Raw genomic sequence first — 23,040 nt, forward strand, 5'->3', positions numbered from 1 at the left:
CTTGAGCCCTTCTCGTGGTCACCATCGGGGCAGTCGGGCGTGGGCCGGGTTCGTCGAGCGGCGCGCCGGGCGACGGCCGGGCACCTGCCCGACCACCGCCGGCTGTTCCGCGCTGCGTTCGGTCCGGTCGATGGCCTCGCGCAGCGCCGCCGGCGTGCGGGTGAGCCGGGGCGCGGAGAACACCCGGGTCGCCGGGCCGTCACATCGGGGGCAGCTCGTCGACGGGCCCGCGGTGCCGACGGGCATCACGACGTCGAAGCTGCCGTCCTGCGGGCAGCGGTACTCGAAGGTGGCCATCGCCGATTCCCGTCCAGCCTTCGTGTGTGCGGTGGCCGTTCCGCAGCGGCTCACCCTGTCTCTCCGATTGTGGCTGATTGCTCAGATAGGCGGCGCAAAACGACGAATCAGGCAAAGGTGGTGCCTTGGTCGCCGGGTTGCCGCCCCGACCGAGGTGTGGGATACGTTGGCGATCATCGATGCGTTGGCGGCATCGTCGGCGTATGGCTGCCGTCTCCTCGTCCTCACTTCTGCGCCGTCTGCGGCCGGGTCTGCCGGCGGCCGTCGTGGTGTCCACGGCGGTGCTCGGCACCGCCCTGACCGCGGTGCCGCCGGCGGGCGCCGGCGCCGCGTACCCCGCTGTCGCACCGGCGCCCGGCGGGGCCGCGGCGCCCGTCGCGGACCCGACCGGGACCGTCTCGCCGCCCACGTCGACGCCCAGCACGCCCAGCACCACGCCGTTCCCGCCGAGCCCGCCCACGAATCTGACCGCCACCCAGGTGCGGACCACCTCGGTCACCCTCACCTGGACGGCCGCCACGCGCGGCTGCTGCCCGGTCGTCGGGTACGACATCACCTACTACCAGGCGTTCGACGACGTGATCTACAGCCTCAGCCTCGGCGACGTCACCACCACCACGATCACCAACTACATCCAGCCGGGCCGGCAGTACTCGTTCCGGGTGTCGGCCCGCGACGGCGACGGCCGCCGCTCGGCCGCCACCGACGCGCTGACTGTGGTCACCCCGGTGACCGACACCGGCCCGGACACCACCCCGCCGAGCGCGCCGCAGAACCTCACAGTCGGCGAGGTGACCGGCTCCACCGCCACGCTGTCCTGGGCACCGTCGACCGACAACGTCGGCGTGCTCGGGTACAACGTCTACCGGTTCGACGGCTGGTTCACCTCGACGCTCGTCGCCACCGTGCCGGGGACCACGTACACCGGGCCGCTGCCCCCGTCGACGCCGCTGCGCACCCTGTACTACGTGCGGGCCCGGGACGCCGCCGGCAACGTGTCGATCGCCTCCAACACGGTCACCGTGCCCACGACGACCACGCCGCCACCACCGCCGCCCTCGACCTGCCGGGTGACCTACCGGAACCAGTCCGAGTGGGCCGGCGGCTTCGTGGCCACGGTGACGGTCCAGAACACCGGGACGGCGGCGGTCGACGGCTGGATCGTCATGTTCGGCTTCCCCGGCGACCAGCAGATCACCAACGCGTGGAACGCCACGGTCGGGCAGACCGGCGCCACGGTGACCGCCCGCAACGTCGACTGGAACCGCGTCATCGCCCCGGACGGATCCGCGACCTTCGGCTTCCAGGGACGGTGGGGCGCCAGCGACGCGCCGCCGACCGGCTTCTCGCTCAACGGCGCCCCCTGCACAGTCGGCTGAGAGGAAGTCCTGTGACCACACGCCACCGCCGCCGCGCCCTGGCCGGGGCCGTCACGGCCGTCGTCCTCGCCGTCACCACCACGATCGGGGGTACGCCGGCGCCCGTCTCCGCCGCGAACACGCTCAGCATGCGGGGCGCGGACGTCTCGTCGTTGCAGCGCAGCCTGGACCTGGGGGCGAAGTACTACGACGCGGGCGGGGTCGCCCGTGACCCGCTGGACATCCTCAGGTCCGCCGGCGTCAACTACGTCCGGCTGCGCGTCTGGAACAACCCGGCCAGCGGCTACAACAACAAGAGCAAGGTGCTGGTCCAGGCGAGAGCGGCCAAGGCGAAGGGCCTCAAGGTCCTCATCGACTTCCACTACTCCGACACCTGGGCCGACCCCGGCAAGCAGTACAAGCCGGCCGCCTGGGCCGGCCACAGCCTGAACCAGCTGCGCAACGACGTGTACGCCTTCACGTACGACGTCTGCGCCGCCCTGCGCGGGCAGGGCACGCTGCCGGACAGCGTGCAGATCGGCAACGAGATCAACGTCGGGATGCTGTGGAACGAGGGGAAGGTCGTCAACAACGACTTCGCCCCGCTGGCCGGCCTGCTGAAGCAGGGCTACAACGCGGTGAAGGCCTGCGGCGGCGGCATCCCGGTCATGATCCACACCGCCAACGCCGACAGCAACGCCAACGCCCGCTGGTTCTACGACGGCATCCGCGCCCAGGGCGTGCAGTGGGACATGACCGCCCTGTCGTACTACTGCATGTGGCACGGCAGCCTGGCGAACCTCTACAACAACATCGTCGACCTGCGGAACCGCTACGGGAAGCCGGTGGTGATCGTGGAGACCGCGTACCCGTTCACCCGGGACGACGCGGACGGCCAGCCGAACGTCATCGGCGACGTCACCTGCGACGGGATCAGCGCGACCTGGGCCGGGCAGGCCCAGCAGTTCGACTGGGTCCAGAACACCGCCCGCAACGCCGGCGCCATCGGGGTCTTCTACTGGGAGCCGACCTGGTACGCCGTCCCCGGCAACGGCTGGGACCCGGCGAACATCAACGGCACCGGGAACGGCTGGGACAACATGGCCGTCTTCGACTGGTCCGGGCGGGTGAACCCGGGGGTGCGCTGGACGCCGTGACCGGCCGCCGGCCGCACCCCGGGTGCACCCGCCTGCTCATCGCCTGAAGAGGCGGCCTATCGAGTCGCGCCGGCCCCAGGCGATGAACACGAACAGGAAGAACAGCACCACCGGGGTGATGACCAGCGCGCCGCCGTCCAGGATGAACGCCTGGGTGATGGCGGCGCCGACCATGAGCAGCGCCAGCCCGACGGCGGCCAGGCCGGCGAGCCGCGGCACCAGCAGCCCGATGCCACCGGCCAGCTCCACCAGGCCGATGAAGTAGCGGAACCAGGGCGCTGCGCCCATGTCCTCGAAGGACTGGACGGTGTTCGTCTCGCCGAACAACTTGGGGCCGGCCGAGGCGACGATGAAGAAGACGCCGAGGAAACCCTGGAGCACCCACAGCGTGCGGTGCAGCCCACGGGCGACGGGCGGGGGAGTGGTGTCGACAACGCTCATGGCTCTCGTCCTCCTGAAGAATCAGCTGGTGCATCCGAACGGATGCACCAGCTGAGACCGGACAGGACATGTGAACTCATCGGTGATCCGGCGGACCGCTACCAGGCCTTGCCGCGGATCGGGGGCACGTCGAGATCACGCTCGCCGCCCCGGTGCTCGGCGAGCAGCCGCCGGCGGATCGAACGCCAGGCGACGCGCTCCTGGCGGCGGCCGAGCCTGCGGCAGGCCTGGAACGTGCAGAGCCGGCAGCCGCAGAGGTTGGGCGCCTGCGCCGACACCTCGCGGTGGCAGCGGGTGCGGATCCACTCGGGCGCGGCGAGGAACTCGGCCAGGTCGCAGGCGCCCAGGTGGTGCCGGTGGATGTCGGTGAACCAGCGGCGCAGGTACGGATCCCGCTGCTGCACACGCTCGGGTCGGTGGATGTCGGTACGGGCCATGTGACGACCGCCCTTCCGGCCGCCCGCGCACCATGCGCGGGACTAACGCCTCTCTGGCATGCCGGTCACCTCCCGTCGCCGGTGGACGCCCCCATTCTGCTGATCATGGATCGGGCCAGGCATCCGATTTCCGGGGCCGCCCAATGGGTCGATCAGGCCGTACCATCGCCCGGTGAAGCTGCGCCGCCGGCTCGTCGCCGCGTCTCTGCTGCTGGCGGTGGAGACGATGGCGCTCGCGCTGCTCGTCACCGAGTCCCTGACGGGTGCGATCGCCGCCGCCGGCCTCACCTGCCTGTCGTTGTGGTTGCACCTCGCCCTGCACGAGGGAGGCCACCTCGTCGCGGCGAAGCTGCTGCGCCTGCCGGTCGTCGCGGTCCACATCGCGCCCTTCACCGGATGGCGCAACGAGGTGTCGGTCCGGCCGTCGGCGTCGATGCCGGCGTTGCCGCTGCGGATGGCGCTGTTCCATCTCGGCGGCCCGGTGGCGAACCTGGGCGCCGCCGCGGCGCTCGTCGTCGTGGCGACGCACACGGCAACGGTGTCGACGCGCCTGGCGCTGTTCAGCGCCGCGTTCGTCGGAGCGCTGCTCGGCCTGGGCAATCTCGTTCCGGGGAGTTCGCCCCGCAGTGACGGCCGCAACCTGCTCCGCTGGCTCGGGGCCCCGGCGGCCGCCCGGGCCGGACTGCGGGCGTACTACCACCAGGACGTGCGGCGGCCCGCCGAGGACGGTCCGAAGATCATCGGGAGTCCGCCCGGGCGGTAGCGCGGTCGCGACTCAGCCGAGCGGGCCGGTCACCGCGGTCACCGTGCCGCCGGGCAGGAAGCCGGAACGGCCGTGCCCGCCGTGCGCCACCGGGCCGGGCAGCGAGACCGCGGCCGCCGCGTACATCCGGGCCGGCCCGGCGGGTGAGCCGCCCTGCCAGGCCAGGTAACCGGAGACGGTGGCGGGTTCGCCGGGGAAACGGCGGGCCAGCTCCGCGACGTACCGGGACACCGGCTCCGCGCGCGGGTCGAACCGGAGCGCGAGCATCTGCCCGGTCGCGGGGCGCAGCACCGCGGCGGTGAGCAGCCAGGGCGCCAGATAGGTGCCGGCCGCCGCGCCCGGCCCCCGCGCGGCGTCGCGCAGCGCCGCCTCCGCCCCGGCCCAGCCGGTGACCACGAGCGTCGGATGCCGTCCGGACCCCGGGGGTACGACACGCAGTCCGGCGCGGCGCGCGGCGTCGGTGACGGCGGCGACCGCCGCGACGGAGCGGGCCGAGGAGTCGCCCACGACGCTGAGGGCGCCCTCGGCCCGGGGCACGAGGAAGGCGACTGTGGCGTCGAGGTCCTCGCGGTCACCGGAGGTGAGGGCGTCCGCGGGGCAGCGCGACAGCGGCTGCGGGTCGTCCCGCAGGAGCACGCCGAGGGCCGCGCTGACGCACTCCGGCCCGTCCGGACCGCGCAGGTCGGGACCGGGCGCGTCGGCCGCCCCGGCGTCCAGCCGAATCACGGCCTGGCGTCCGCCGTACGCGACGTGCAGCCGGCTCGGGCCGGGCGGAAGGTGTACGAGGGCCCAGCCGTTGGTGGCACCGGGCAGCCGGACGGCGGGGGAGAGGCGGTCCGCCCGCGTCCCGACCGAGACTCCCTCCGCGCCGACGTGCACGAGGTTCCAGCCGGGCCGCTGCGGCGCCACCACCAGCGGGAGGCCCCGGCCGCCGTTGTCCACTGCGACGAGCAGCGGCGCGCCGGGGCGGCCGGGCGGCGCGGGCAGCGCCACGGCGGTCGCGGTGGCGGCGACGATGACGACCGCGGGCAGCACGACCGCCTGTCCCCGCAGCAACGCCCGGTCCGGCTGCCGTCGGCGTCGCAGGCCGGCGCCCAGGCCCACGGCTCCGGCCACGGCGACCGCAAGGCAGACCCAGCGTGCCGGGCCGGCCCATCCGGGGCCTTCCGGGCCGAGGGCGGCGTGGTCGGTACCGAGCCGCACCGCGCCGGCCGCCGCCTCGGCGGTGGCGGCGGCGAGCATCCAGGGCGCCGCCCGGTGGGCGACGCGCCGCCGGGCCGAGTCCGCGCCGAGCACTGTGGCGACGCCGCCCAGCAGCACCGCGGCGGCGAGCCCGTGCCCGGCGGCGGCCGTCGCCTCCGCGACTGTCGCGGTGGACAGCGCCAGCAGGCCGGCCCCGGCGGACACGAGCAGAGCCAGGGGTACGCCGACCGCGCGCCGCCCGGCGCACCCGGGCAGGGCGAGGCAGGCCGCCGCGAGCACGAGCGTTCCGGCGGCGGGGGCGTCCCCGCCCAGGCCGAGGGTGAGCAGGTGCGCGACGGCGGCGGTCACCGCCGTGGCGGTGAGGCGGCGGGGCGCCGGGGCGGCGAGCGGTCGCAGCAGCACAAGCCCAGCCGTGGTGGCCGTCGCGGCGAGGGCGAGCAGCGCGGCGAACCCGGTGGCGGCCGGCGCGACACCGCCGCCGTCCGCGGCGTGGGCCGGCCCCGCCGCCAGCAGCGTGGCCGCCACTGCGGCGAGGGCCGCGCCGGTGAGCCGTCCGGCCGATCGGGGTACGCCCCGGCGACCGTCGGCGGTACGCGGTGTCGCGGTGCGGTCGGGCACTCGTGTCTCCTCGGCTGTCACACGGGTCGATCGGCCGGGTCGGCAACCGGGGGATACGTGTTGGCGGCGTACCAGTCGCCGCGGCCCCGCGGCAGCAGGTCGAGCACGTTCCACACCGGGGAGAGCAGGTCGATGCCGCGCTCGGTGCCGTCGACGAAGTTGGCCGGCTGGCTGTAGAAGTGCCGGACGCCGTCGCCGTCGCGGACCAGCACGCTGACCATCGGGCGCTGGTCGCCGTTCGGGTGCTCGGCGCGCAGGTCGGCGTTGAAGTCGGTGCCGTGGCTGGAGAGCAGCCGCAGGCCGCCCCAGCCGCGCCGGGCGCCCCAGGCGCGCAGCTTCTCCGCCGGGGCCTTGCCGACCACCACGAACGCGGTGTGCTGCTGGAGGTGGTGGGCGACGCCGTGGAACCCGTCCACCCACATCGAGCACATCGGGCAGGCGGCGTCGGCGTCCGGGTGGAACATCAGGTGGTAGACGAGGAGCGTGCGGTGCGCGCCGAAGAGCGCGGACAGCCGGACGGGGCGCAACGGGCCGGGCGCGGTCAGGTCGGCCGGTCCCTCGGTGAGCGCGACGTCGGCCACCGGCGCGCCGAGCGGCAGCTCCCGCCGGGCGGCGGCGACCTGTTCGATCTGGTCACACAGGCGGCGTTCGGCCTCGGCGAGGCGCAGCCGCGCGGCCACGTATCCGGCGTCGGCGCCGTCCGGCCACATCGGCAGCGCCGGCGCGCTCGCGTCCTCAGTCATCCTCTCGTCCTTCCTCGACCCGCGCTAACGCCGGCCGTTCGCTATAGGATATAGAAGTGATCAACGGGTAGGTGTCGACAAAGGGGGTACGCGCGTGACGGAGACGACCGCGCCACCAGGGCTGCCGCAGCACGGCCGGTTCGCCACCGCCGACCCCGACGCCGACATCCACGAGTGGCTCGCCGACTGGCGCCGCCAGGCCCCGATGCGTGTGGACGTCGTGCCCCTGGCCGGCCTGCGCGGCTGGCGCCAGGACGCCGACACCGGAGTCCTGGCCCACCGCAGCGGCCGGTTCTTCCGGGTGGAAGGGCTCTCCGTCGAGGTGCCGGGCGCGGCCGTGCCCCGCTGGGACCAGCCGGTGCTGCACCAGCCGGAGGTGGGCATCCTCGGGCTGCTCGCCCGCCGCGACGGCGACACGCTGCGGGTGCTGGTGCAGGCCAAGGCGGAGCCCGGCAACCAGGACGGCCACCAGCTCGCGCCCACCGTCCAGGCCACCCGGAGCAACTGGACCGGCGTGCACGGCGGCCGCCCGGTGCCGTTCCTGCACCACTTCCGCGACCCGGACCCGCGCCGGGTGCTCGTGGACGTCCGCCAGTCCGAGCACGGGTCCTGGTTCCTGCGCAAACGCAACCGCAACATGGTGGTCCTCACCGACGAGGACATCGTGCCGCCGCCCGGGTTCCGCTGGCTCAGCCTCGCCCAGCTGCACCGGCTCCTGCGCCACGACGACCTGGTCAACATGGACATCCGTACCGTGCTCTCGTGCCTGCCGGCGGAGCTGACGGCCCGGGCGGCCGGCCCGGCCGGGGACGCCTTCACGGCCGCGCTGCGCCGCTCCTGCCGACCCGGGCCGGGCAGCCGGCACCACACCGGCGAGCTGCTGCACTGGATCACCGACGTCCGCAGCCGGACCGAGGTGGACGCCGACCGGACGGCGCTGCGCGGACAGGCGGCGTGGCATCTCGGCGAGGTCTCCCTGCGACACGACAGTGGGCTGTTCTTCGAGGTCATCGGCGTGGACGTGGACGCCGAGGGGCGCGAGGTGGCGAGCTGGTCGCAGCCGATGCTGCGGCCCTGCGGCCAGGGGGTGGTGGCGTTCCTGGCCACCCGTCTCGACGGTGTGCTGCACGTGCTGGCGCACGCCCGGGTCGAACCGGGCTTCGTCGACGTGGTGGAACTGGCGCCGACGGTCCAGTGCACGCCCGCCACGCTCGACTACCTGCCCGCCGCCGCGCGTCCGCCCTTCCTGGACCAGGTGCTCGGCGCGCCGCCGGAGCGGGTCCGGTTCCGCGCGCTCCTCTCCGAGGAGGGCGGACGGCTCTACCGGGCCCGTAGCAGCTATCTGGTGGTGGAGACCGACGACGTCGACCTGGAGAGCGACCAGTACCGCTGGGTGACGCTGCACCAGCTCTCGGAACTGCTGCGGCACAGCAACTACGTGAACGTCTCGGCCCGCAGCCTGATCGCCTGCCTGCGCGGGCTGCTGGACGCCGGCTGAGCGGGCGGACCGGGTCGCGCCCGGTCCGCCCGCCGCGACGGCGGTCAGTCGCCGAAGCCGGTCGGGTGGGCGTCGCCGACCGCGTTGAGCAGCACACCCTGCTCCAGCAGCGCCTTGCAGGCGCAGAGCACCATGGTGAACCCGCCCATCGAGTCGATCGCCTTCGCCACGGCCTGGTCGGCGCTGCCGGCGAAGCCGGTCTCGGTGACCCGGACCAGCGTCGTGTCACCCTCGCCCGGCAGGAACCGCCATTCGAGCTGGGTGGGGGACTCCGGGTCCCACTCGGCCAGGATGCGGCTGTTCTTCTCGACGTCCTTGACCGTGACGACGGTGGAGACGCCGTACATCTCCCAGTCCCAGGTGACGGTGGCGCCGGGTTCGAGCCGGCCGCTGCTCTTGGTGAACCAGAACTTCGTGGTCACCGCCGGGTCCGCGAACGCCTCGAAGACCTCGGCGGCGGGCCTGCGGATGAGCATCTGCGCGGTGACGGCAGGCGGTTGAGTCAAACGGTCGCTGTCCACGGGGTAGCCGTGTTCCCTTCTCGTGTCATCGGCACTGCGTACAAACGGTGGCGGGGTCAGGCCCGCCGGCGGTACAGGAACATGGAGAGCGGGGCGAAGACGGCCACCAGCGCCGCGCAGCCGACCAGCGCCGCGCCTACCTCACCGGCGGTCGCCGTGCCATGGGCCAGGCCGCGCGCGGCGGTGACCGTCAACGCGAACGGGTTCAGGCCGACCACGGCCTGCAGCCAGCCGGGAAGCGTCTCCTGCGGCACGAAGAAGTTGCTGACGAACGACACCGGGAAGACGATCGCCTGGCAGGCGCTCAGGGCGGCGGTCGGTGACTTCAGGGCGAGCCCGAAGACCACGTACACCCAGGAGAAGGAGAAGACGAAGACCAGGGTGATCAGGATCGTGGCGAGGACGCCGAGCACGCCACCGTCGGGCCGGAAGCCGACCGCGAGCCCGACCGCCACGGCGACCGCGCAGCCGACGACGTAGAGCACGTTGTTGCCGAGCAGGGTGCCGACGATCGCGGCGGGCCGCCAGATGGCCAGCGCGCGGAAGCGGTCGGTCACCTCCCGGGAGTTGTCCAGGTTGACCACCGCGCCGATCCGCATGCTGATCATGATCCCGGTGAACACCACGATGCCCGGGATGTAGAACTGCATGTAGCTCGACGTCGAACCGGCCAGCGCGCCGCCGAACAGGAAGCCGAAGACGAGCGTGAACATGACCGGCACGCCGAGCGCCTCGAGGATCTGCGTCGGGTCCCGGCGCACCTTCTGCACCGCCCGCCACGCGAAGGTCAGCGTGGACGACAGCGCGCCGGGACGTGCCGGCCGCGCCGCGGACGGCGCCGAGGCGCCACGGCCGGTGCCGGTCTCCACCATGCTGCTCACGCCGCCTCCTCGGTCTCGGTCCGCGAGCCGTCCGCCCGGTGCCCGGTGAGGGCGAGGAACACCTGGTCCAGGGTGGCGTGGCCGAAGGCGTACTCGGCCAGGCCGACGCCGGCCCCGGTGAGGGCGGCCAGCGCCCGGGTGGCCTCCTCCTCGGCCGCGACCTGCGCGGTCAGCTCCATCCGGTCGGCGCCGGCGTGCACCGCCGTGCCCAGCGCCTCCGCCAGCATCCGCTCTGCCGTCTCCCGCTGCCCGGCGTCGCGCAACCGCACCCGCAGCACGCTCGCACCGATCGACCGCTTCAGCTCCACCGGCGTGCCCTCGGCGATGACCCGGCCGTGGTCGACGACCGCGATCCGGTCGGCGAGCTGGTCGGCCTCGTCGAGATACTGCGTGGTGAGCAGGACGGTGGCGCCCTCGCCGACCATGCCCCGGACGAGTTCCCACACCTGGTTGCGGCTGTGCGGGTCCAGCCCGGTGGTCGGCTCGTCGAGGAACATCAGGTCGGGTGTCACGATCATGCTGCTGGCGATGTCGAGCCGACGGCGCATGCCGCCGGAGTAGGTCCGCACCAGCCGGGCGGCGGCCTCCTCCAGGCCGAACGTGGCGAGCAGCTCCTCGGCGCGGCGGCGGGCCGCGCTCCAGGAGAAGCCGCGTAGCCGGGAGAGCAGGACGAGATTGTCCCGGCCGGACAGTTCCTCGTCGACCGACGAGTATTGCCCGGTCAGCCCGATCCGGTCGCGGATCGCCCCGGCCTCGCGCACCACGTCGTGGCCGAGCACGCGGACCTCGCCGCTGTCGGGCGGGACGAGCGTGGCGAGGGTGCGGACGATCGTCGTCTTCCCGGCGCCGTTGGGGCCGAGCACGCCGAACACGCTTCCGGCCGACACGCGCAGATCGATCCCGTCGAGCGCGCGCACCTCGCCGTAGGATTTGCGCAATCGTGTGATCTCGATGGCGGGAGTGTCGGTCTGCTGTGCGGACAACCCAGCCGTACGCGACATTGTGTTCACAAACATATAGTAGCAGGACGTTTCGCTCCGGTCACGCCTCTTGATCCGCGCGTCGCGCGCGTTCCGCCACCACGTGATCGTCGCATGGACACCCGTCGGTCGATAGCTATAACATTCTCAAGCAGCAACTTGCCGCCGAGAGTGGAGGAGCGGACGTGTCCACACGCGAGCTGACCGAAATCGACGAGGTAGCGGAGATCTACGACGACGGCGCCTGGGCCGTCGAGGTGCTCGGCGGAAACATCCACTTCGGATGGTGGGAGGACGACGACGACCGCACGCCCTTCCTGGAGGCCATCAACCGGTTCACCGACATCGTCGGCGACCGCCTCGGCCTGCGCCCCGGCGATCGGCTGCTGGACGTCGGCTGCGGCGCCGGCGAGCCGGCCATCCGGCTCGGCCAGCGCAGCGACGCCGACATCACCGGCATCACCAACAGCGCCGAGCACCTCAAGCGGGCCCGGGAACGGGTCAACGAGTCCGGGCTGCGTGGCCAGGTCCGCTTCGAGCTCGGCGACGCCGCCGCGCTGAGCTACCCCGACGCCTCCTTCGACAAGGTGCTCGCCTTCGAGTCCCTGGTGCACGCGCAGGACCGCCGGCAGTGGCTCGCCGAGATCCGCCGCGTACTCAAGCCCGGCGGCCGGCTCGTGCTCACCGACCTCGCCGAGGACGCCCCGCTCACCGAGCGGGACCGGCAGATCCTCACCGACTTCACCCTCGCCCCGCCCGGCCCGCCGATGGCCGCGTTCGACCTGGTCCGCGACGCCGGATTCGTGGTGGACGAGTTCCTCAGCTGCGGCGACAAGATCAGCCGTTCGTTCCCCGCGTACCACGAGCGGGTGCAGCAGCGGCGCGACACGCTCGCCGCCGCGCACGGCGCCGAGAAGATCGACGCCTTCCTCGCCGAGATGCCGGCCGTGCTCGACGTCCTGCGCACCAAGGTCGGCTGCGTCGTCATCGCCGCCCACAAGCCGCGCTGACCCGCCCGGCACCGGTGACCGGAAGGAGCAGGCAGATGACCGCCCCCGCCGTCACCGGCTGCCGGATCTGCGGCGGCCCGGTGACCGAGATGCTCGACCTCGGCCGCCAGCCCCTCTCCGACGCGTTCCCCCGCCCGGCCGACCTCGACGGCGAGTTCTTCTACCGCCTCGCGGTGGGCCGGTGCGCCGACTGCACGATGGTCCAGCTCGTCGAGGAGGTGCCGCGCGAGCGGATGTTCCACCACGACTACCCGTACCGCTCGTCGCTGTCGTCGGTGATGCGCGCGCACTTCACCGGCACCGGCCGGGAACTGCTCGCCACCGAGCTGACCCGGCCCGGCGCGTTCTGCGTCGAGCTGGGCTGCAACGACGGGGTGATGCTGCGGACCGTGGCCGCGGCCGGCGTACGCCACCTCGGCTTCGAGCCGTCCGCCGGGGTGGCCGAGCTGGCCCGTGGGCAGGGCGTACGGGTGCGTACCGACTTCTTCGAGGAGGAGACCGCCGCCGACGTGCTCGCCACCGACGGGCCGGCCGACGTCATCTACGCCGCCAACACGATCTGCCACCTGCCCTACCTGGACTCGGTGCTGCGCGGCGCGCGGCTGCTGCTCGCCCCCGGCGGCGTCCTCGTTTTCGAGGACCCGTACCTCGGCGACATCCTCGCCCGGACCGCCTTCGACCAGATCTACGACGAGCACTTCTACTACTTCACCGCCCACTCGGTACGGGCCGCCGCGGCCCGCTTCGGGCTGGAGCTCGTGGACGTGCGGCGGCTCCCGGTGCACGGGGGCGAGGTGCGCTACACGCTCGCCCGCGCCGGGGCGCGTACCCCGTCCCCGGCCGTCGCCGACCTGCTGCGCCAGGAACGGGAGCAGGGAGTGACCGGGGAGGCGGCGGTGCGCCGGTTCGCCGCCGCCGTCGCGCGTACCCGGTCCGAGCTGGTCGCGCTGCTGCGCTCGCTGAGAGAGGAGGGCCGCACCGTCGCGGCCTACGGGGCCACCGCGAAGAGCGCCACCGTCACCAACTACTGCGGGCTCGGGCCGGAGCTGATCTCGTACGTCTGCGACACCACCCCGGCCAAGCAGGGCCGGCTGACCCCGGGCGCGCACATCCCGGTCCGCCCGCCCGAGGCATTCGCCGACCCCTACCCGGACTACGCGGTGCTCTTCGCCTGGAACCACGCCGAGGAGATCATGGCGAAGGAGACCGGCTTCCGGGCCGCCGGCGGCCGGTGGATCCACTACGTGCCCACCGTGCGCGTACGGTGACGGCATCGGTGGCGCGCGGCTTCTACCGCGCCGGATACCCGGAGATCTACGACCTGGTGATGCGGCACCGGGGCCGCGACCACATCGCCGAGGCCGCCACGCTCGCCCGGACGGTCCGGCGCCGGAACCCGGCCGCCGCCTCGCTGCTCGACGTGGCCTGCGGCACCGGGCTGCACCTGGAGCACCTGCGGACCCACTTCGCCCCGGTGACCGGCGTGGACCTGTCCGCGGAGATGCTGGCCCGAGCCGGCGCCCGGGTGCCGGACGTGGCCCTGCACGAGGGCGACATGCGCGACCTGGACCTGGCCGACACCTTCGACGTGGTGGTCTGCCTCTTCGCGGTGCCGCACCTGCGCGGCGCCGCCGAACTGGACCGGACCGTCGCACGGCTGGCCGCCCACCTGACGCCGGGCGGCGTGCTGGCGGTCGAGCCCTGGTACACGCCGGAGACGTTCGTCCCCGGCTACGTGGCCCGCGACATGGTGCAGGAGCAGGACCGGGTGGTGGTCCGGCTGTCCCACTCGACGTGGCTCGACGACGCGCGCGACCGGATCCGGATGACAGTGCACCAGGCGTACGCCGACCCGGAGGCCGGCATCCGGCACGACACCGCGACGACCGATCTGACGCTGTTCCGGCCGCAGCACTTCGCCGCCGCGTTCGCCCGGGCCGGGCTCGCCGCCGCGCACGTCACGGCGCCGCCGTTCCGGTGGGGTCTGTGGATCGCCCGGCCCGCAGGTGCGCGGTGACCGGCGACCGGCCTCGCGTGGTCGTGCTCGGCGGCACCGGGTTCGTCGGCGCCCATGTCGCGGACGCCTTCGTCGACGCCGGCCACGACGTGCTCACGGTGGCCCGCCGCGCCCCGGCCGGCCACCGGCACCGGTTCACCGCGCTCGACCTCGGCGGCACCGGTCCGGGGACGCTGGCGCGGCTGCTGGACGCCGAGGACCCGGTCGCCGTGGTCGACTCCACCGGCAGCAGCTGGGGACTGGACCCCGGCCGGATGGCGGAGCGCTGCACCCGGCTCAGCGCACTGCTGCTCGACGCGCTGCGCCGCGCCGCCTGCCGCCCCCGGCTGGTCCATCTCGGCTCGGTGCTGGAGTACGGGCAGCCGGTCGCGCCGGCCGATCCGCGCCGTACGCCCGCGCCGGACACCGCGTACGGCCGGGCGAAACTGGCCGCGACCCGGGCCGTACTGGCGGCAGCCGACGCCGGTGAGGTCGACGCGGTGGTGCTGCGGCTGGTGAACGCGCTCGGCCCGGGGCTGCCCGCGACCAGCCTGCTGGGCCGGGTCGCCGCCGCGCTGGCGCCGGCCGCGCGGGCCGGCGTCGCCGCGCGGGTGACGCTCGCCCCGCTGGAGGCCCGGCGTGACTTCGTCGACGTCCGGGACGCCGCCGAGGCCGTGCTGGCCGCCGCCGGGCGCCCGGTGACCGGCCGCGTCCTCGACATCGGCCGCGGCGAGGCGGTGCCGGTGCGGACGCTGGTCCGGCTCCTGGTGCAGGTCAGCGGGGTGCAGGCGACAGTGGTGGAGCGTGCCGGCCCGACCGGCTGGCGGGCCGGGACCCGGTGGTCGTGCGTCGACCCGGCGCCCGCTGCGGCGGCCCTCGGCTGGCGGCCGCGCCGCGACCTGCGCCGGGCGGTCACCGACTTCTGGCACGACGAGCTGCGCCGCTACTCCGGCGACGGGGAGCCGGCGGCGGCGGGGCCGCCGCGTCAGCGGGCGCCGTAGCGCCGGCGGGGAATCGACAGGTGGCGCGACCGGCGTCACCGGCTCGGCGGTACGGCGTCGGCCGTGCCGCCGCGACGACAGGGAGGGCAGGAGTCATGCGCGTACTGTTCATGCCGGGTCCGGCCATCGGCCACGCGTTCCCGCTGGTACCGCTCGGGTGGGCGTTCCGCGGCGCCGGGCACGAGGTCGTCTTCGTCACCGCCGGTGACGCGCTGGCGGTGGCCCGGGCCGGGCTGCCGGTCCTGGACGCGGTGCCCGGACGCACCACCTCGGACATGCAGGCGCAGTTCATCCGCGACGTGCCGCGCCTGTTCGAGCCGATCGGCGCCGACCCGATCGCGGAGATGGAGGAACGCAAGCCGTACATCGTGTCGGCCTGGGACCCGTTCGTCGACGCCCACGTCGCGCTCGGCGAGTGGGTCCAGCCGGACCTGGTGGTGTACGACCCGATCTTCGCGGTCGGCCCGGTCGTCGCCGCCCGGCTGAAGGTGCCGGCGGTGGCGCACAGCCTCGGGCTGGCCCGGTTCACCCCCGACCTGCTGCGCGAGCTGCCCGGCGCGGTGGCGATGCGCCGGCACGGGGTGACGCTGCCCGAGGGCATCCGGACCGTCGACATCGCCCCGCCCAGCCTGGTCGAGGGCGGACCGGCCGAGATCTCCATGCGCTACGTGCCGTACAACGGCGGCGGGGTGCTGCCCGACTGGCTGCGGGAACCGGTCGCCCGGCCCCGGATCGCCGTCACGTTCGGCACGCTCGGCGGGCCGGACCGGTTCGCCGCCGGCATCGCGCGGGTGCTCGCCGCCGCGCCCGGGCTGGACGCCGAGTTCGTGCTGGCGATCGGGGAGTCGGCCGCTCCGGCCGACCTGCCGCCGAACGTGCGGACCACCGGCTGGGTGCCGCTGAACCAGTTGCTGCGCGGCTGCGCCGCCGCGATCCACCATGGCGGCGACGGCACGACGCTGACCTGCGCCGCGCTCGGCGTCCGCCAGCTGGTGCTGCCCGGCTCGCCGGACGAGCTGGTCACCGGCGAGCTGCTGCGCGGCCGGGGGCTGGCGCACGTGCTGGGCTCGGTGGACGAGCTGGACGCCGCCGCGATCGGCCGGCTGCTCACCGACGCGGAGCTGGGCCGGGTGACCGGCGAGGTGCGGGCCGAGATCGCGGCGCTGCCGTCCCCGGCCGAGGTGGTGCCCCGGCTGGCCGCGGCGGTGTGAGCGCGGCGGCGGGCGGCTCGTCGCCGCCCGCCGCCGGTTGCGGTCAGCGCAGTTGCGCGTCGGCCACCGCGAAGAGCAGCCCGTGCGGGTTCGCCTTGCCGGTGTCGCCGTGCGGCCAGCTCGTCCGGTCGAAGCTCACGCAGCGCCGGCCGGTGTGCTCGTCGCGGAACGCGCGGTCCTCGGTGAGCCGGCCCGCCGGGTCGACCAGCGCCATGCAGATCCGGGCGTCACCGTCGAGTCCGGTGGGCGCCACGAAGTAGTTCGAGGTGACCACCCGGGAGACCTGGTCGGTCTGGCGGAAGTGCTTCCCGCCCGCCACCGGCCGGAACGTGTCCATCGCGCCCCAGTGCGGCCCACCGAGTGTGGTGTCCACGATGGGCAGGGCGCTGACCAGCGCGGGACAGTCCGGCTCGGCGCCGCCGCGTACGGTCTCCGCGATCGTGTCGATGCGGCACGAGGTGCGGCTGCCGGCGGCCAGGAGCCGGCGGATGTCCAGCACGTACACCATGCCGGACTCGGCGTTGACGGCCGGTGAGTTGTTGCCGCCGAACATCACCGTGTGGAACAGGAAACGGTCGTCCGGGCTCACCATGAGCCAGCTGCCGCCGTCGGCCGCGCTGGTCGGGGTGTCACGCGGGTAGATCCGGCGGAAGGCGGTCGCGTCGTCGAACACCTGCCGCCAGGTCAGCTCCCGCTTGGTGATGTCCGGCGTGTAGTAGACCGCGCCCATCCCGGTGGCCACGAACGCTCCCTTGTGCCGGGGCTGGTGCGTCACCGCGGGCTCCATGGCCAGCAGACCCTCGCGGCTGTACTCGTCGTCGACCCGGGGCCCGTCGGGCAGGTAGGACAGGGAGAGCAGGCGGGGCCGGTTCCGGTCGCTGATGTCGTACGTGCGGACCGTGCGGCGCTGCAGGTTGGGGTCGGTCACCAGGCCGGCGACGACGTGCCGCACCTCGACGAAGTCGCTGGTGACCAGCCGGTTCAGGTCCTCGCGCAGCGCGATGCCGTGCGGGTTGGCGCAGGTCGGCACCGGCAGCGCGGGCTGGTTGGGGCAGGAGACCGGGTCCTCGGCGGTCTTCTTCGCCGCCGGCATCTCGGCCAGCACCCGGCCGTCGGCGCCGAGCCGGACCACCTCGCCGGGGGAGCCGGCGAAGCCGTTGCCCACGCGGGTCTGCCCGTCGGAGTAGGTGCAGGGCCCGGCGACGTCGGGCCCGCCCATGTACGACCCGTACGCGGTGCCGTCGCGCAGGACGGTGAACGCGTCCGGCACCGAGCCGCACGGGGTGTCGTGCGGCAGCGTCACGCCGCTGAGCGAGACCCGGGGCAGCCGGCTGACGTCGAAGACGTAGACGGTGTCGCTGAGCAGGCCGCCCGCGTACACCTTGTCGCCCTTGCGCCAGGTGTACTGCATGTGGTGCGGCTCGTTGCCGAAGACCGAGTCGACGGTGACGGTGTTCGCCACCCGGCCGTAGTCGGGGGAGCCGGGGGTGGCGTCCACGACGGCGAGGAAGTCGGGGTCGGGCTTGCCGTCGGGGCCGGGCGCGGCGTCACCGGTCCAGACCAGCAGCCACTGGCGGGCGGGCGCGCCCGGACGTTCGGCGGCCTGAGCCGTGCGGGTGAGGTGGTTGGTGATCCGGTACGGCTGGCCGTCGCTGCCGGTCACCGTCGAGGTTACCCGTCGCACGGACGCCCCGGCCGCGGCCGGGGGTGGCACCAGGCCGCTGCTGACGGCGACGAGCGCGATCACTCCGATGTGGGCGGCCCGCCGGAGCGGACCGCGCAGTTGTGGACGGGGCATGGACGTCCTCCTGGTCACGTGCGGGATTGAGGCCGGAACATGCCAGGCGTCGCGGTCGAGGGGGACGGAGAAGTGCCGGGGAGCGGCGCCCGCGGCAGCGAGCCTACTATCCGAATTGCAACTGTCAATTGACGGGAAGTCGACTGCAGGGAGATCCACTGCGCGCAATTTCCATCGATTGCCGGAGGGGCCTAGGTGGTCGACAGTGGCCGATGTCGGGGCAGGTCAGCTCGGTCCTGAGGGCTTGCCGGGAAAGGCTGTTCGCGCGCCCCGCAGGGTTGGTGCCAAGTCCGCGGCGACGGCGTCGCGGCCCGGGTGATTCCGTCCGTTCGGGCCAGTGGCCGGGAGCCGCCTGTACCGACGTCGGTTGACGAACGTGTAGCTAGCCGATGGGGCGGCGACTAGGATGCGGGGTGGTGATGCCGGGGTGAGGCGCCGCGGCGACGACGCTCCCGGGGAGGTCCGCCGCCATGACCATCGGAGTCTGGAACTACCTGGCCGAGTACGAGAGCGAGCGGGAGGACGTCCTCGGCGCGGTGGACCAGGTCTTCTCCTCCGGCCGGCTGGTGCTCGGTGAGAGCGTGCGCGGCTTCGAGCGGGAGTTCGCCGCCTACCACGGCGTGCCGCACTGCGTCGGGGTGGCCAACGGCACCGACGCCATCTCGCTGGCCCTCTGGGCGCTGGGCGTACGCCCCGGCGACGAGGTGGTCACCGTCGCCAACACGGCCGCGCCGACCGTGCTCGCCATCGACGCGGTGGGCGCGGTGCCGGTCTTCGTCGACGTGGACGAGGCGACCTGCCTGATGCGCGTCGACCGGGTCGCCGACGTGATCACGCCGCGTACCCGGGTGCTGCTCCCGGTGCACCTCTACGGGCAGTGCGTCGAGATGGCGCCGCTGCGGGCGCTCGCCGCCGCGCACGGCCTCGCGGTGCTGGAGGACTGCGCGCAGGCGCACGGCGCGCGCCACCACGGCCGCGTGGCCGGGTCGCTCGGTGACGCCGCCGCCTTCTCCTTCTATCCGACCAAGGTGCTCGGCGCGTACGGCGACGGCGGCGCGACGATCACCGCCGACCCGGACGTGGAGCGGCGCCTGCGCCGGCTGCGGTACTACGGGATGGAGGACCGCTACTACGTCGAGGAGACGCCCGGCCGCAACAGCCGCCTGGACGAGGTGCAGGCGGAGATCCTGCGCCGCAAGCTGCGGCGGCTGGACCGCTACGTCGCCGCCCGCCGCGCGATCGCCCGCCGCTACGACGAGGGGCTCGCCGGCACCGGCCTGGGCCTGCCGGTCACCGCGCCCGGCAACGAGCACGTCTACTACCTCTACGTGGTGCGGCACCCGCGGCGCGACGAGATCCTGGCGGCGCTGCGTCGCCACGGCATCGAGCTGAACGTCAGCTACCGCTGGCCGGTGCACACCATGCGCGGCTTCGCCCACCTCGGCTACACCGAGGGGTCACTGCCGGTGACCGAGCGGCTGGCCGGGGAGATCTTCTCGCTGCCGATGTACCCGTCGCTGGACGAGGGCGCGCAGGCCCGGGTGATCGACGCGCTGCGCACGATCCTTCGGGCCTGGTGACGCTCCGAAGCGGGCACCGCAAGAATTGAGAATCATATAGCAAACTGCGCTCGCGCGGATCTACCATCTCGGCATGGAGCCTTCCACGTTCAGCACCCCGGTCGGCGACTTCGCCGACCTCCGTGACGACTTCCTGCGGCTCACCACCGAGATCGGCTGGTGCACCGTCGCCACTGTGGACGGACGCGACCGGCCGCGCAGCCGGATCATGCACGTCTCCTGGGAGGTCGGCGACGCCGGCCCGACCGGCTGGGTCAGCACCTCCCGCACCCCGGTCAAGACCGCCCACCTGGCCCGCAACCCGTACGTCTCGTGCAGCTACTGGACACCCGCGCACGACGCCGTCTTCGTCGACTGCCGCGCCACCTGGCTGGAGCCGGGCGACACCAAACGCCACGTCTGGGACCTCGTCGCCGCCGAGGCGACCCAGCGCGGCTTCGACCCGTACGCGGTCTGGCCCGACGGCCCCGCCGACGCCGGCTTCGAGGTGCTCCAGTTCGACCCCTGGCGGGTCCAGATCACCCTTCAGGACCTGGCCAACGGCCAGACCATCGGCTCGTCGCGGGTCTGGCACGCCGCCGGGCGGCCCGCGTCCACCGGCGCGCTGCTCTCCCGCTGATCCCGACCGGGCCGCCGCCGCACGACGGACCGGCCCGTCACCGCCGACGCGGCGAGCCGCGCGGCCCGACACCGAGGGAACGCACCATGACCACCACCCTGCGCACACCCGCGTCGGCGCCCGGCCGCCTGCCCGTGCTCGGGCACGGCCTGCAGATGAAACGACGACCCGCCGAGTTCCTGCTCGAACTCCAGTCCGGCGAGCCGGTCGTCACCATCGCGCTCGGCAAGCGCCCGGCGTACGTGGTGAACGACCCGACCCTGATGCGGGAGCTGCTGCGCGACGGCGACACCTTCGTCCGGGGCGGGCCGATGACCGAGCGCTTCCGGTCCATGTTCGGCAACGGCCTGGGCATCTCCGAGGGCGAGTTCCACCGCCGGCAGCGGGCGCTGATCCAGCCCGCCTTCCACCGCAACAAGGTCATCCACTACACCGAGCTGATGAGCCGGACGGTCGCCGGCAAGCTCGACTCCTGGCGCGACGGCCAGCGCCTCGCGGTCGAGAAGGAGATGGACGAGCTGGCCCTCACCAACGTCGTCGAGGTCGTCTTCGCCGGTGACCGAAGCCTGGACCGCGCCCGGTTCATGGCCGCGACCACCACCGTCCTGGGCGGACTGTTCCGCCGGATCACCGACGTGACGGGCGTGCTGACCCGCCTGCCCACCCAGGCCAACCGCGACTACGACACCGCGGCCGAGTACCTGCGGGCGACCATCCGCCGGGTCATCGCCGAGTACCGCGCGGCCGGCACCGACCACGGCGACCTGCTGTCGATGATGCTCTTCGCCCGCGACGAGGACGGCCGGCCCGCGATGAGCGACGAGCAGGTCCACGACGAGGTGATGACGTTCTTCATCGCCGGCAGCAACACCATCGCCAACACGCTCTGCTGGGCGCTGCACCACGTCGGCGCGGACCCCGAGGTGCAGCGGCGGCTGCACGCCGAGGTCGACCGGGTGCTCGACGGACGGGCCGCCGGCTACGCCGACGTGCCGGCGCTGGAGTACACCCGCCAGGTGCTCTCCGAGACGCTGCGGCTGCGCACCCAGGGCCTGTTCAACAACCGGGTCACCGCCCGCGACGCTGAGCTGGGCGGCTACCTGATCCCGGCCGGCTCGGACGTGCTCTACAGCTTCCACGCCGTGCACCACAACCCGCGCATCTACCCCGAGCCCGAGCTCTTCGACCCGGACCGGTGGCTGCCGGAACGGGCCCGGACGCTGCCCCGCGGCGCGTTCATGCCGTTCGCCACCGGCGTGCACGGCTGCATCGGCGACCAGTTCGCCTGGACCGAGATGATCGTCTCGCTGGCCAGCATCGCCGCCCGCTGGCGGCTGGAGCCGGTGCCCGGCCACGAGCCGAAGCCCGTGCCGGCCATGACCATGCCCGTCGACGCGCTGCCGATGACCGCGCGCCGCCGTACCCGCTGAACGACCGACGCCCGGCCACCGGCCCACACGGACCGGCGGCCGGGCGTCCGGCCGCTCAGAGCTCCCCGGCGATCACGTTGCCCGGCGCGTCCGGGTCGGCGCTGAGGTAGAACTCGTGCGCCGCCCGGCCGTACTCCTCGCTGGTGAGGTAGCCGTCCCGGTCGGTGTCGAGCCGGTCGAAGATCCGTTGCGTGTCCTCCGAGCGCATGCCGCTCTTGCTCTGCGCCGCGAACATCTCCGCGTGGTTGATGCGCCCGTCCCGGTCCGCGTCGGCCACGTCGAACACGGCCAGGCTGAACGGCACCGCCGCGTTCGTCACGAACTCCGGGAACTCCGGCTTGTCGGCCCACGCCACCCACTCGGCGACCGTCACCCGCTTCTCGCCGTCGGGCCCGTCGCTGCCGCGCATCCCGCGCCACATCCGGGCCGCCGCGCCGTGGATCCGCCGCCAGCCCGGCGAGTACGGCGCCACGCCGTACGTGTCGCACCAGATCTGGGCCATCGCGGTGATGTCCAGCCCGTCGATGACGCCGTCCCCGTCGGCGTCGTACGAGGCGAAGACCTTCTCCAGCTTGCGGCGTTGCAGTTCGGTGGTCATCTCGGTCCTTTCGTAGCGATGGATGGAGGTCAGGCCGGGGCGACCGCGCGGACGGTGAGCGCGGTCGAGGTCAGGTCGACCAGTCCGTCCGAGCCGGCGCGTCCCTCGGCGGCGGCGGCCACCTCCGCCCAGAGCGCGTCCCGCCCGGCCGGATCGAGCGCCTCGACCCGGCGGCGTACCGGTGGCGGCGCCACCGCCCGGGTGAACCGCGCGTACTCGGCCGGGTCGTGGAACCGGAACGGGACCGGGTACTCCTCGACTGTCACGTCCCGCAGGCCGGCGTCGGTCAGCCCGGCCGCCAGCGCCTCCGGATCGCACAGGCGGTACGGGCCGGGGGCTTCCGGTGGCCCGGACGGCAGGTCCAGCCGGCGCGCGAGCACGCCGTACCCGAGCGACATCAGCGGCACCCGCGGCGGTGGCGCCCACACCGCCGCGGCGAGCACGCCGCCCGGGACGAGCAGCCGAGCGATCCGGCCGAACGCGGCGCCGGGGTCGACGGCGAACATCAGGCCGAGCCGGCTGAGCACCACGTCGAACGCGTGCGGCGGCAGCTCCACCGTCTCCAGGTCGGCGACGAGGAAGTTGACGTTGCGCCGGCCCTCGGCCCGGCGGCGGGCCACGGCGAGCATGGCGGGGGAGAGGTCGACGCCGGTGACCGTGCCGGCCGGGCCGACGATGTCGGCGGCGCTGAGCGCCGGCTCCCCCGGACCGGTCGCGACGTCCAGGACGCGGTGCCCCGGCCGTACGCCACCCAGGGCCAGCAGCCGCGCGGTGAGCGCCGCGCCGCCCCGCTCGAAGGTCTCCCACTCGCGGGTCCAGCCGTCGCTGACGGCGTCCCAGGTCCGCCGCTGTTCGGCCTTCACCGCGGCGGCATCTGTCGATACGGACATCGCTTTCCCT

General features: G+C 73.8%; 23 protein-coding genes. 12 read left to right on the forward strand and 11 right to left on the reverse strand.

All coding sequences use genetic code 11. The features are described from left to right. Positions 1-18: 18 nt before the first annotated feature. Complete coding sequence (locus tag HA073_RS21390; RefSeq protein WP_043325298.1) at positions 19-297, reverse strand: zinc ribbon domain-containing protein; 279 nt, start codon at positions 295-297, stop codon at positions 19-21. 203 nt (positions 298-500) lie between these two features. Here HA073_RS21390 and HA073_RS21395 point away from each other — a divergent pair, with 203 nt between their 5' ends. Then, positions 501-1,676, forward strand: a complete 1,176-nt coding sequence (locus tag HA073_RS21395; protein ID WP_166457146.1) for a cellulose binding domain-containing protein — start codon at positions 501-503, stop codon at positions 1,674-1,676. An 11-nt stretch (positions 1,677-1,687) separates the two neighbouring features. Next, positions 1,688-2,812, forward strand: coding sequence for a glycosyl hydrolase 53 family protein (locus HA073_RS21400; protein ID WP_166457147.1), 1,125 nt, complete (start codon positions 1,688-1,690; stop codon positions 2,810-2,812). Positions 2,813-2,848: 36 nt separating this feature from the next. Here HA073_RS21400 and HA073_RS21405 read toward each other — a convergent pair whose 3' ends face one another. Further along, on the reverse strand, positions 2,849-3,253 hold the full coding sequence (locus HA073_RS21405) for a DoxX family protein (RefSeq protein WP_043325293.1): 405 nt from the start codon (positions 3,251-3,253) through the stop codon (positions 2,849-2,851). A 98-nt stretch (positions 3,254-3,351) separates the two neighbouring features. Continuing rightward, on the reverse strand, positions 3,352-3,690 hold the full coding sequence (locus HA073_RS21410) for a hypothetical protein (protein ID WP_069087880.1): 339 nt from the start codon (positions 3,688-3,690) through the stop codon (positions 3,352-3,354). A gap of 172 nt (positions 3,691-3,862) precedes the next feature. Here HA073_RS21410 and HA073_RS21415 point away from each other — a divergent pair, with 172 nt between their 5' ends. Next, entirely contained in the window at positions 3,863-4,453 is a 591-nt protein-coding gene (locus tag HA073_RS21415) for a hypothetical protein (RefSeq protein WP_223201166.1), read from the forward strand. Positions 4,454-4,465: 12 nt separating this feature from the next. Here the strand turns inward: HA073_RS21415 and HA073_RS21420 are convergent, their stop codons facing one another. Both HA073_RS21420 and HA073_RS21425 read right to left on the reverse strand, forming a co-directional pair. Then, positions 4,466-6,274 carry a hypothetical protein gene (locus HA073_RS21420; protein WP_166457148.1) on the reverse strand — a complete coding sequence of 603 codons (1,809 nt, stop codon included), beginning with the start codon at positions 6,272-6,274 and terminating at the stop codon, positions 4,466-4,468. Between the two features lie 17 nt (positions 6,275-6,291). After that, complete coding sequence (locus HA073_RS21425) at positions 6,292-7,017, reverse strand: DUF899 family protein (RefSeq protein ID WP_205798047.1); 726 nt, start codon at positions 7,015-7,017, stop codon at positions 6,292-6,294. A gap of 94 nt (positions 7,018-7,111) precedes the next feature. On the opposite strand from HA073_RS21425, the gene HA073_RS21430 reads away from it, so the two are divergent. Next, complete coding sequence (locus tag HA073_RS21430; protein ID WP_064447364.1) at positions 7,112-8,515, forward strand: NDP-hexose 2,3-dehydratase family protein; 1,404 nt, start codon at positions 7,112-7,114, stop codon at positions 8,513-8,515. 44 nt (positions 8,516-8,559) lie between these two features. Here the strand turns inward: HA073_RS21430 and HA073_RS21435 are convergent, their stop codons facing one another. From HA073_RS21435 to HA073_RS21445, 3 genes are all read right to left on the reverse strand, one after another. Beyond that, positions 8,560-8,991, reverse strand: a complete 432-nt coding sequence (locus HA073_RS21435) for an SRPBCC family protein (RefSeq protein ID WP_176722772.1) — start codon at positions 8,989-8,991, stop codon at positions 8,560-8,562. Positions 8,992-9,092: 101 nt separating this feature from the next. Continuing rightward, positions 9,093-9,908 (reverse strand): ABC transporter permease, encoded by an 816-nt coding sequence (locus HA073_RS21440; protein WP_205798118.1) that lies wholly within the window; start codon positions 9,906-9,908, stop codon positions 9,093-9,095. Between the two features lie 5 nt (positions 9,909-9,913). Further along, a complete protein-coding gene (locus HA073_RS21445) occupies positions 9,914-10,918 on the reverse strand; it encodes an ATP-binding cassette domain-containing protein (protein ID WP_051611109.1) in 1,005 nt (334 codons plus the stop codon). A gap of 164 nt (positions 10,919-11,082) precedes the next feature. On the opposite strand from HA073_RS21445, the gene HA073_RS21450 reads away from it, so the two are divergent. The 5 genes from HA073_RS21450 to HA073_RS21470 all read left to right on the forward strand — a co-directional run bounded on the left by HA073_RS21450 (position 11,083) and on the right by HA073_RS21470 (position 16,115). Next, positions 11,083-11,907, forward strand: coding sequence for a cyclopropane-fatty-acyl-phospholipid synthase family protein (locus tag HA073_RS21450; RefSeq protein WP_043325280.1), 825 nt, complete (start codon positions 11,083-11,085; stop codon positions 11,905-11,907). A 35-nt stretch (positions 11,908-11,942) separates the two neighbouring features. Continuing rightward, positions 11,943-13,175 (forward strand): class I SAM-dependent methyltransferase, encoded by a 1,233-nt coding sequence (locus HA073_RS21455; protein ID WP_166457149.1) that lies wholly within the window; start codon positions 11,943-11,945, stop codon positions 13,173-13,175. Beyond that, positions 13,172-13,924, forward strand: a complete 753-nt coding sequence (locus tag HA073_RS21460; protein ID WP_233514704.1) for a trans-aconitate 2-methyltransferase — start codon at positions 13,172-13,174, stop codon at positions 13,922-13,924. The genes HA073_RS21455 and HA073_RS21460 overlap by 4 nt, the downstream gene beginning before the upstream one ends. Further along, positions 13,921-14,904: an NAD(P)-dependent oxidoreductase gene (locus HA073_RS21465; protein WP_166457150.1), complete on the forward strand. Its 984-nt coding sequence runs from the start codon at positions 13,921-13,923 to the stop codon at positions 14,902-14,904. The genes HA073_RS21460 and HA073_RS21465 overlap by 4 nt, the downstream gene beginning before the upstream one ends. Before the next feature lie 95 nt (positions 14,905-14,999). Then, on the forward strand, positions 15,000-16,115 hold the full coding sequence (locus tag HA073_RS21470; RefSeq protein ID WP_166457151.1) for a nucleotide disphospho-sugar-binding domain-containing protein: 1,116 nt from the start codon (positions 15,000-15,002) through the stop codon (positions 16,113-16,115). 43 nt (positions 16,116-16,158) lie between these two features. On the opposite strand, the gene HA073_RS21475 is transcribed toward HA073_RS21470, so the two are convergent. Continuing rightward, entirely contained in the window at positions 16,159-17,913 is a 1,755-nt protein-coding gene (locus HA073_RS21475; protein ID WP_205798049.1) for a hypothetical protein, read from the reverse strand. A gap of 470 nt (positions 17,914-18,383) precedes the next feature. Between HA073_RS21475 and HA073_RS21480 the strand changes: the two genes are divergently transcribed. The 3 genes from HA073_RS21480 to HA073_RS21490 all read left to right on the forward strand — a co-directional run bounded on the left by HA073_RS21480 (position 18,384) and on the right by HA073_RS21490 (position 21,542). Next, a complete protein-coding gene (locus HA073_RS21480; protein WP_064447370.1) occupies positions 18,384-19,493 on the forward strand; it encodes a DegT/DnrJ/EryC1/StrS aminotransferase family protein in 1,110 nt (369 codons plus the stop codon). A 73-nt stretch (positions 19,494-19,566) separates the two neighbouring features. Further along, positions 19,567-20,112: a pyridoxamine 5'-phosphate oxidase family protein gene (locus HA073_RS21485; RefSeq protein ID WP_030503323.1), complete on the forward strand. Its 546-nt coding sequence runs from the start codon at positions 19,567-19,569 to the stop codon at positions 20,110-20,112. A gap of 86 nt (positions 20,113-20,198) precedes the next feature. After that, entirely contained in the window at positions 20,199-21,542 is a 1,344-nt protein-coding gene (locus HA073_RS21490; protein ID WP_043325274.1) for a cytochrome P450, read from the forward strand. Positions 21,543-21,597: 55 nt separating this feature from the next. Here the strand turns inward: HA073_RS21490 and HA073_RS21495 are convergent, their stop codons facing one another. Both HA073_RS21495 and HA073_RS21500 read right to left on the reverse strand, forming a co-directional pair. Next, positions 21,598-22,140 carry an EF-hand domain-containing protein gene (locus HA073_RS21495; protein WP_030503321.1) on the reverse strand — a complete coding sequence of 181 codons (543 nt, stop codon included), beginning with the start codon at positions 22,138-22,140 and terminating at the stop codon, positions 21,598-21,600. Between the two features lie 29 nt (positions 22,141-22,169). Continuing rightward, complete coding sequence (locus HA073_RS21500; RefSeq protein WP_166457152.1) at positions 22,170-23,030, reverse strand: class I SAM-dependent methyltransferase; 861 nt, start codon at positions 23,028-23,030, stop codon at positions 22,170-22,172. Positions 23,031-23,040: the final 10 nt, after the last annotated feature.

The organism is Micromonospora sp. CMU55-4 (assembly GCF_011602315.1).
Lineage (GTDB): Bacteria > Actinomycetota > Actinomycetes > Mycobacteriales > Micromonosporaceae > Micromonospora > Micromonospora chalcea.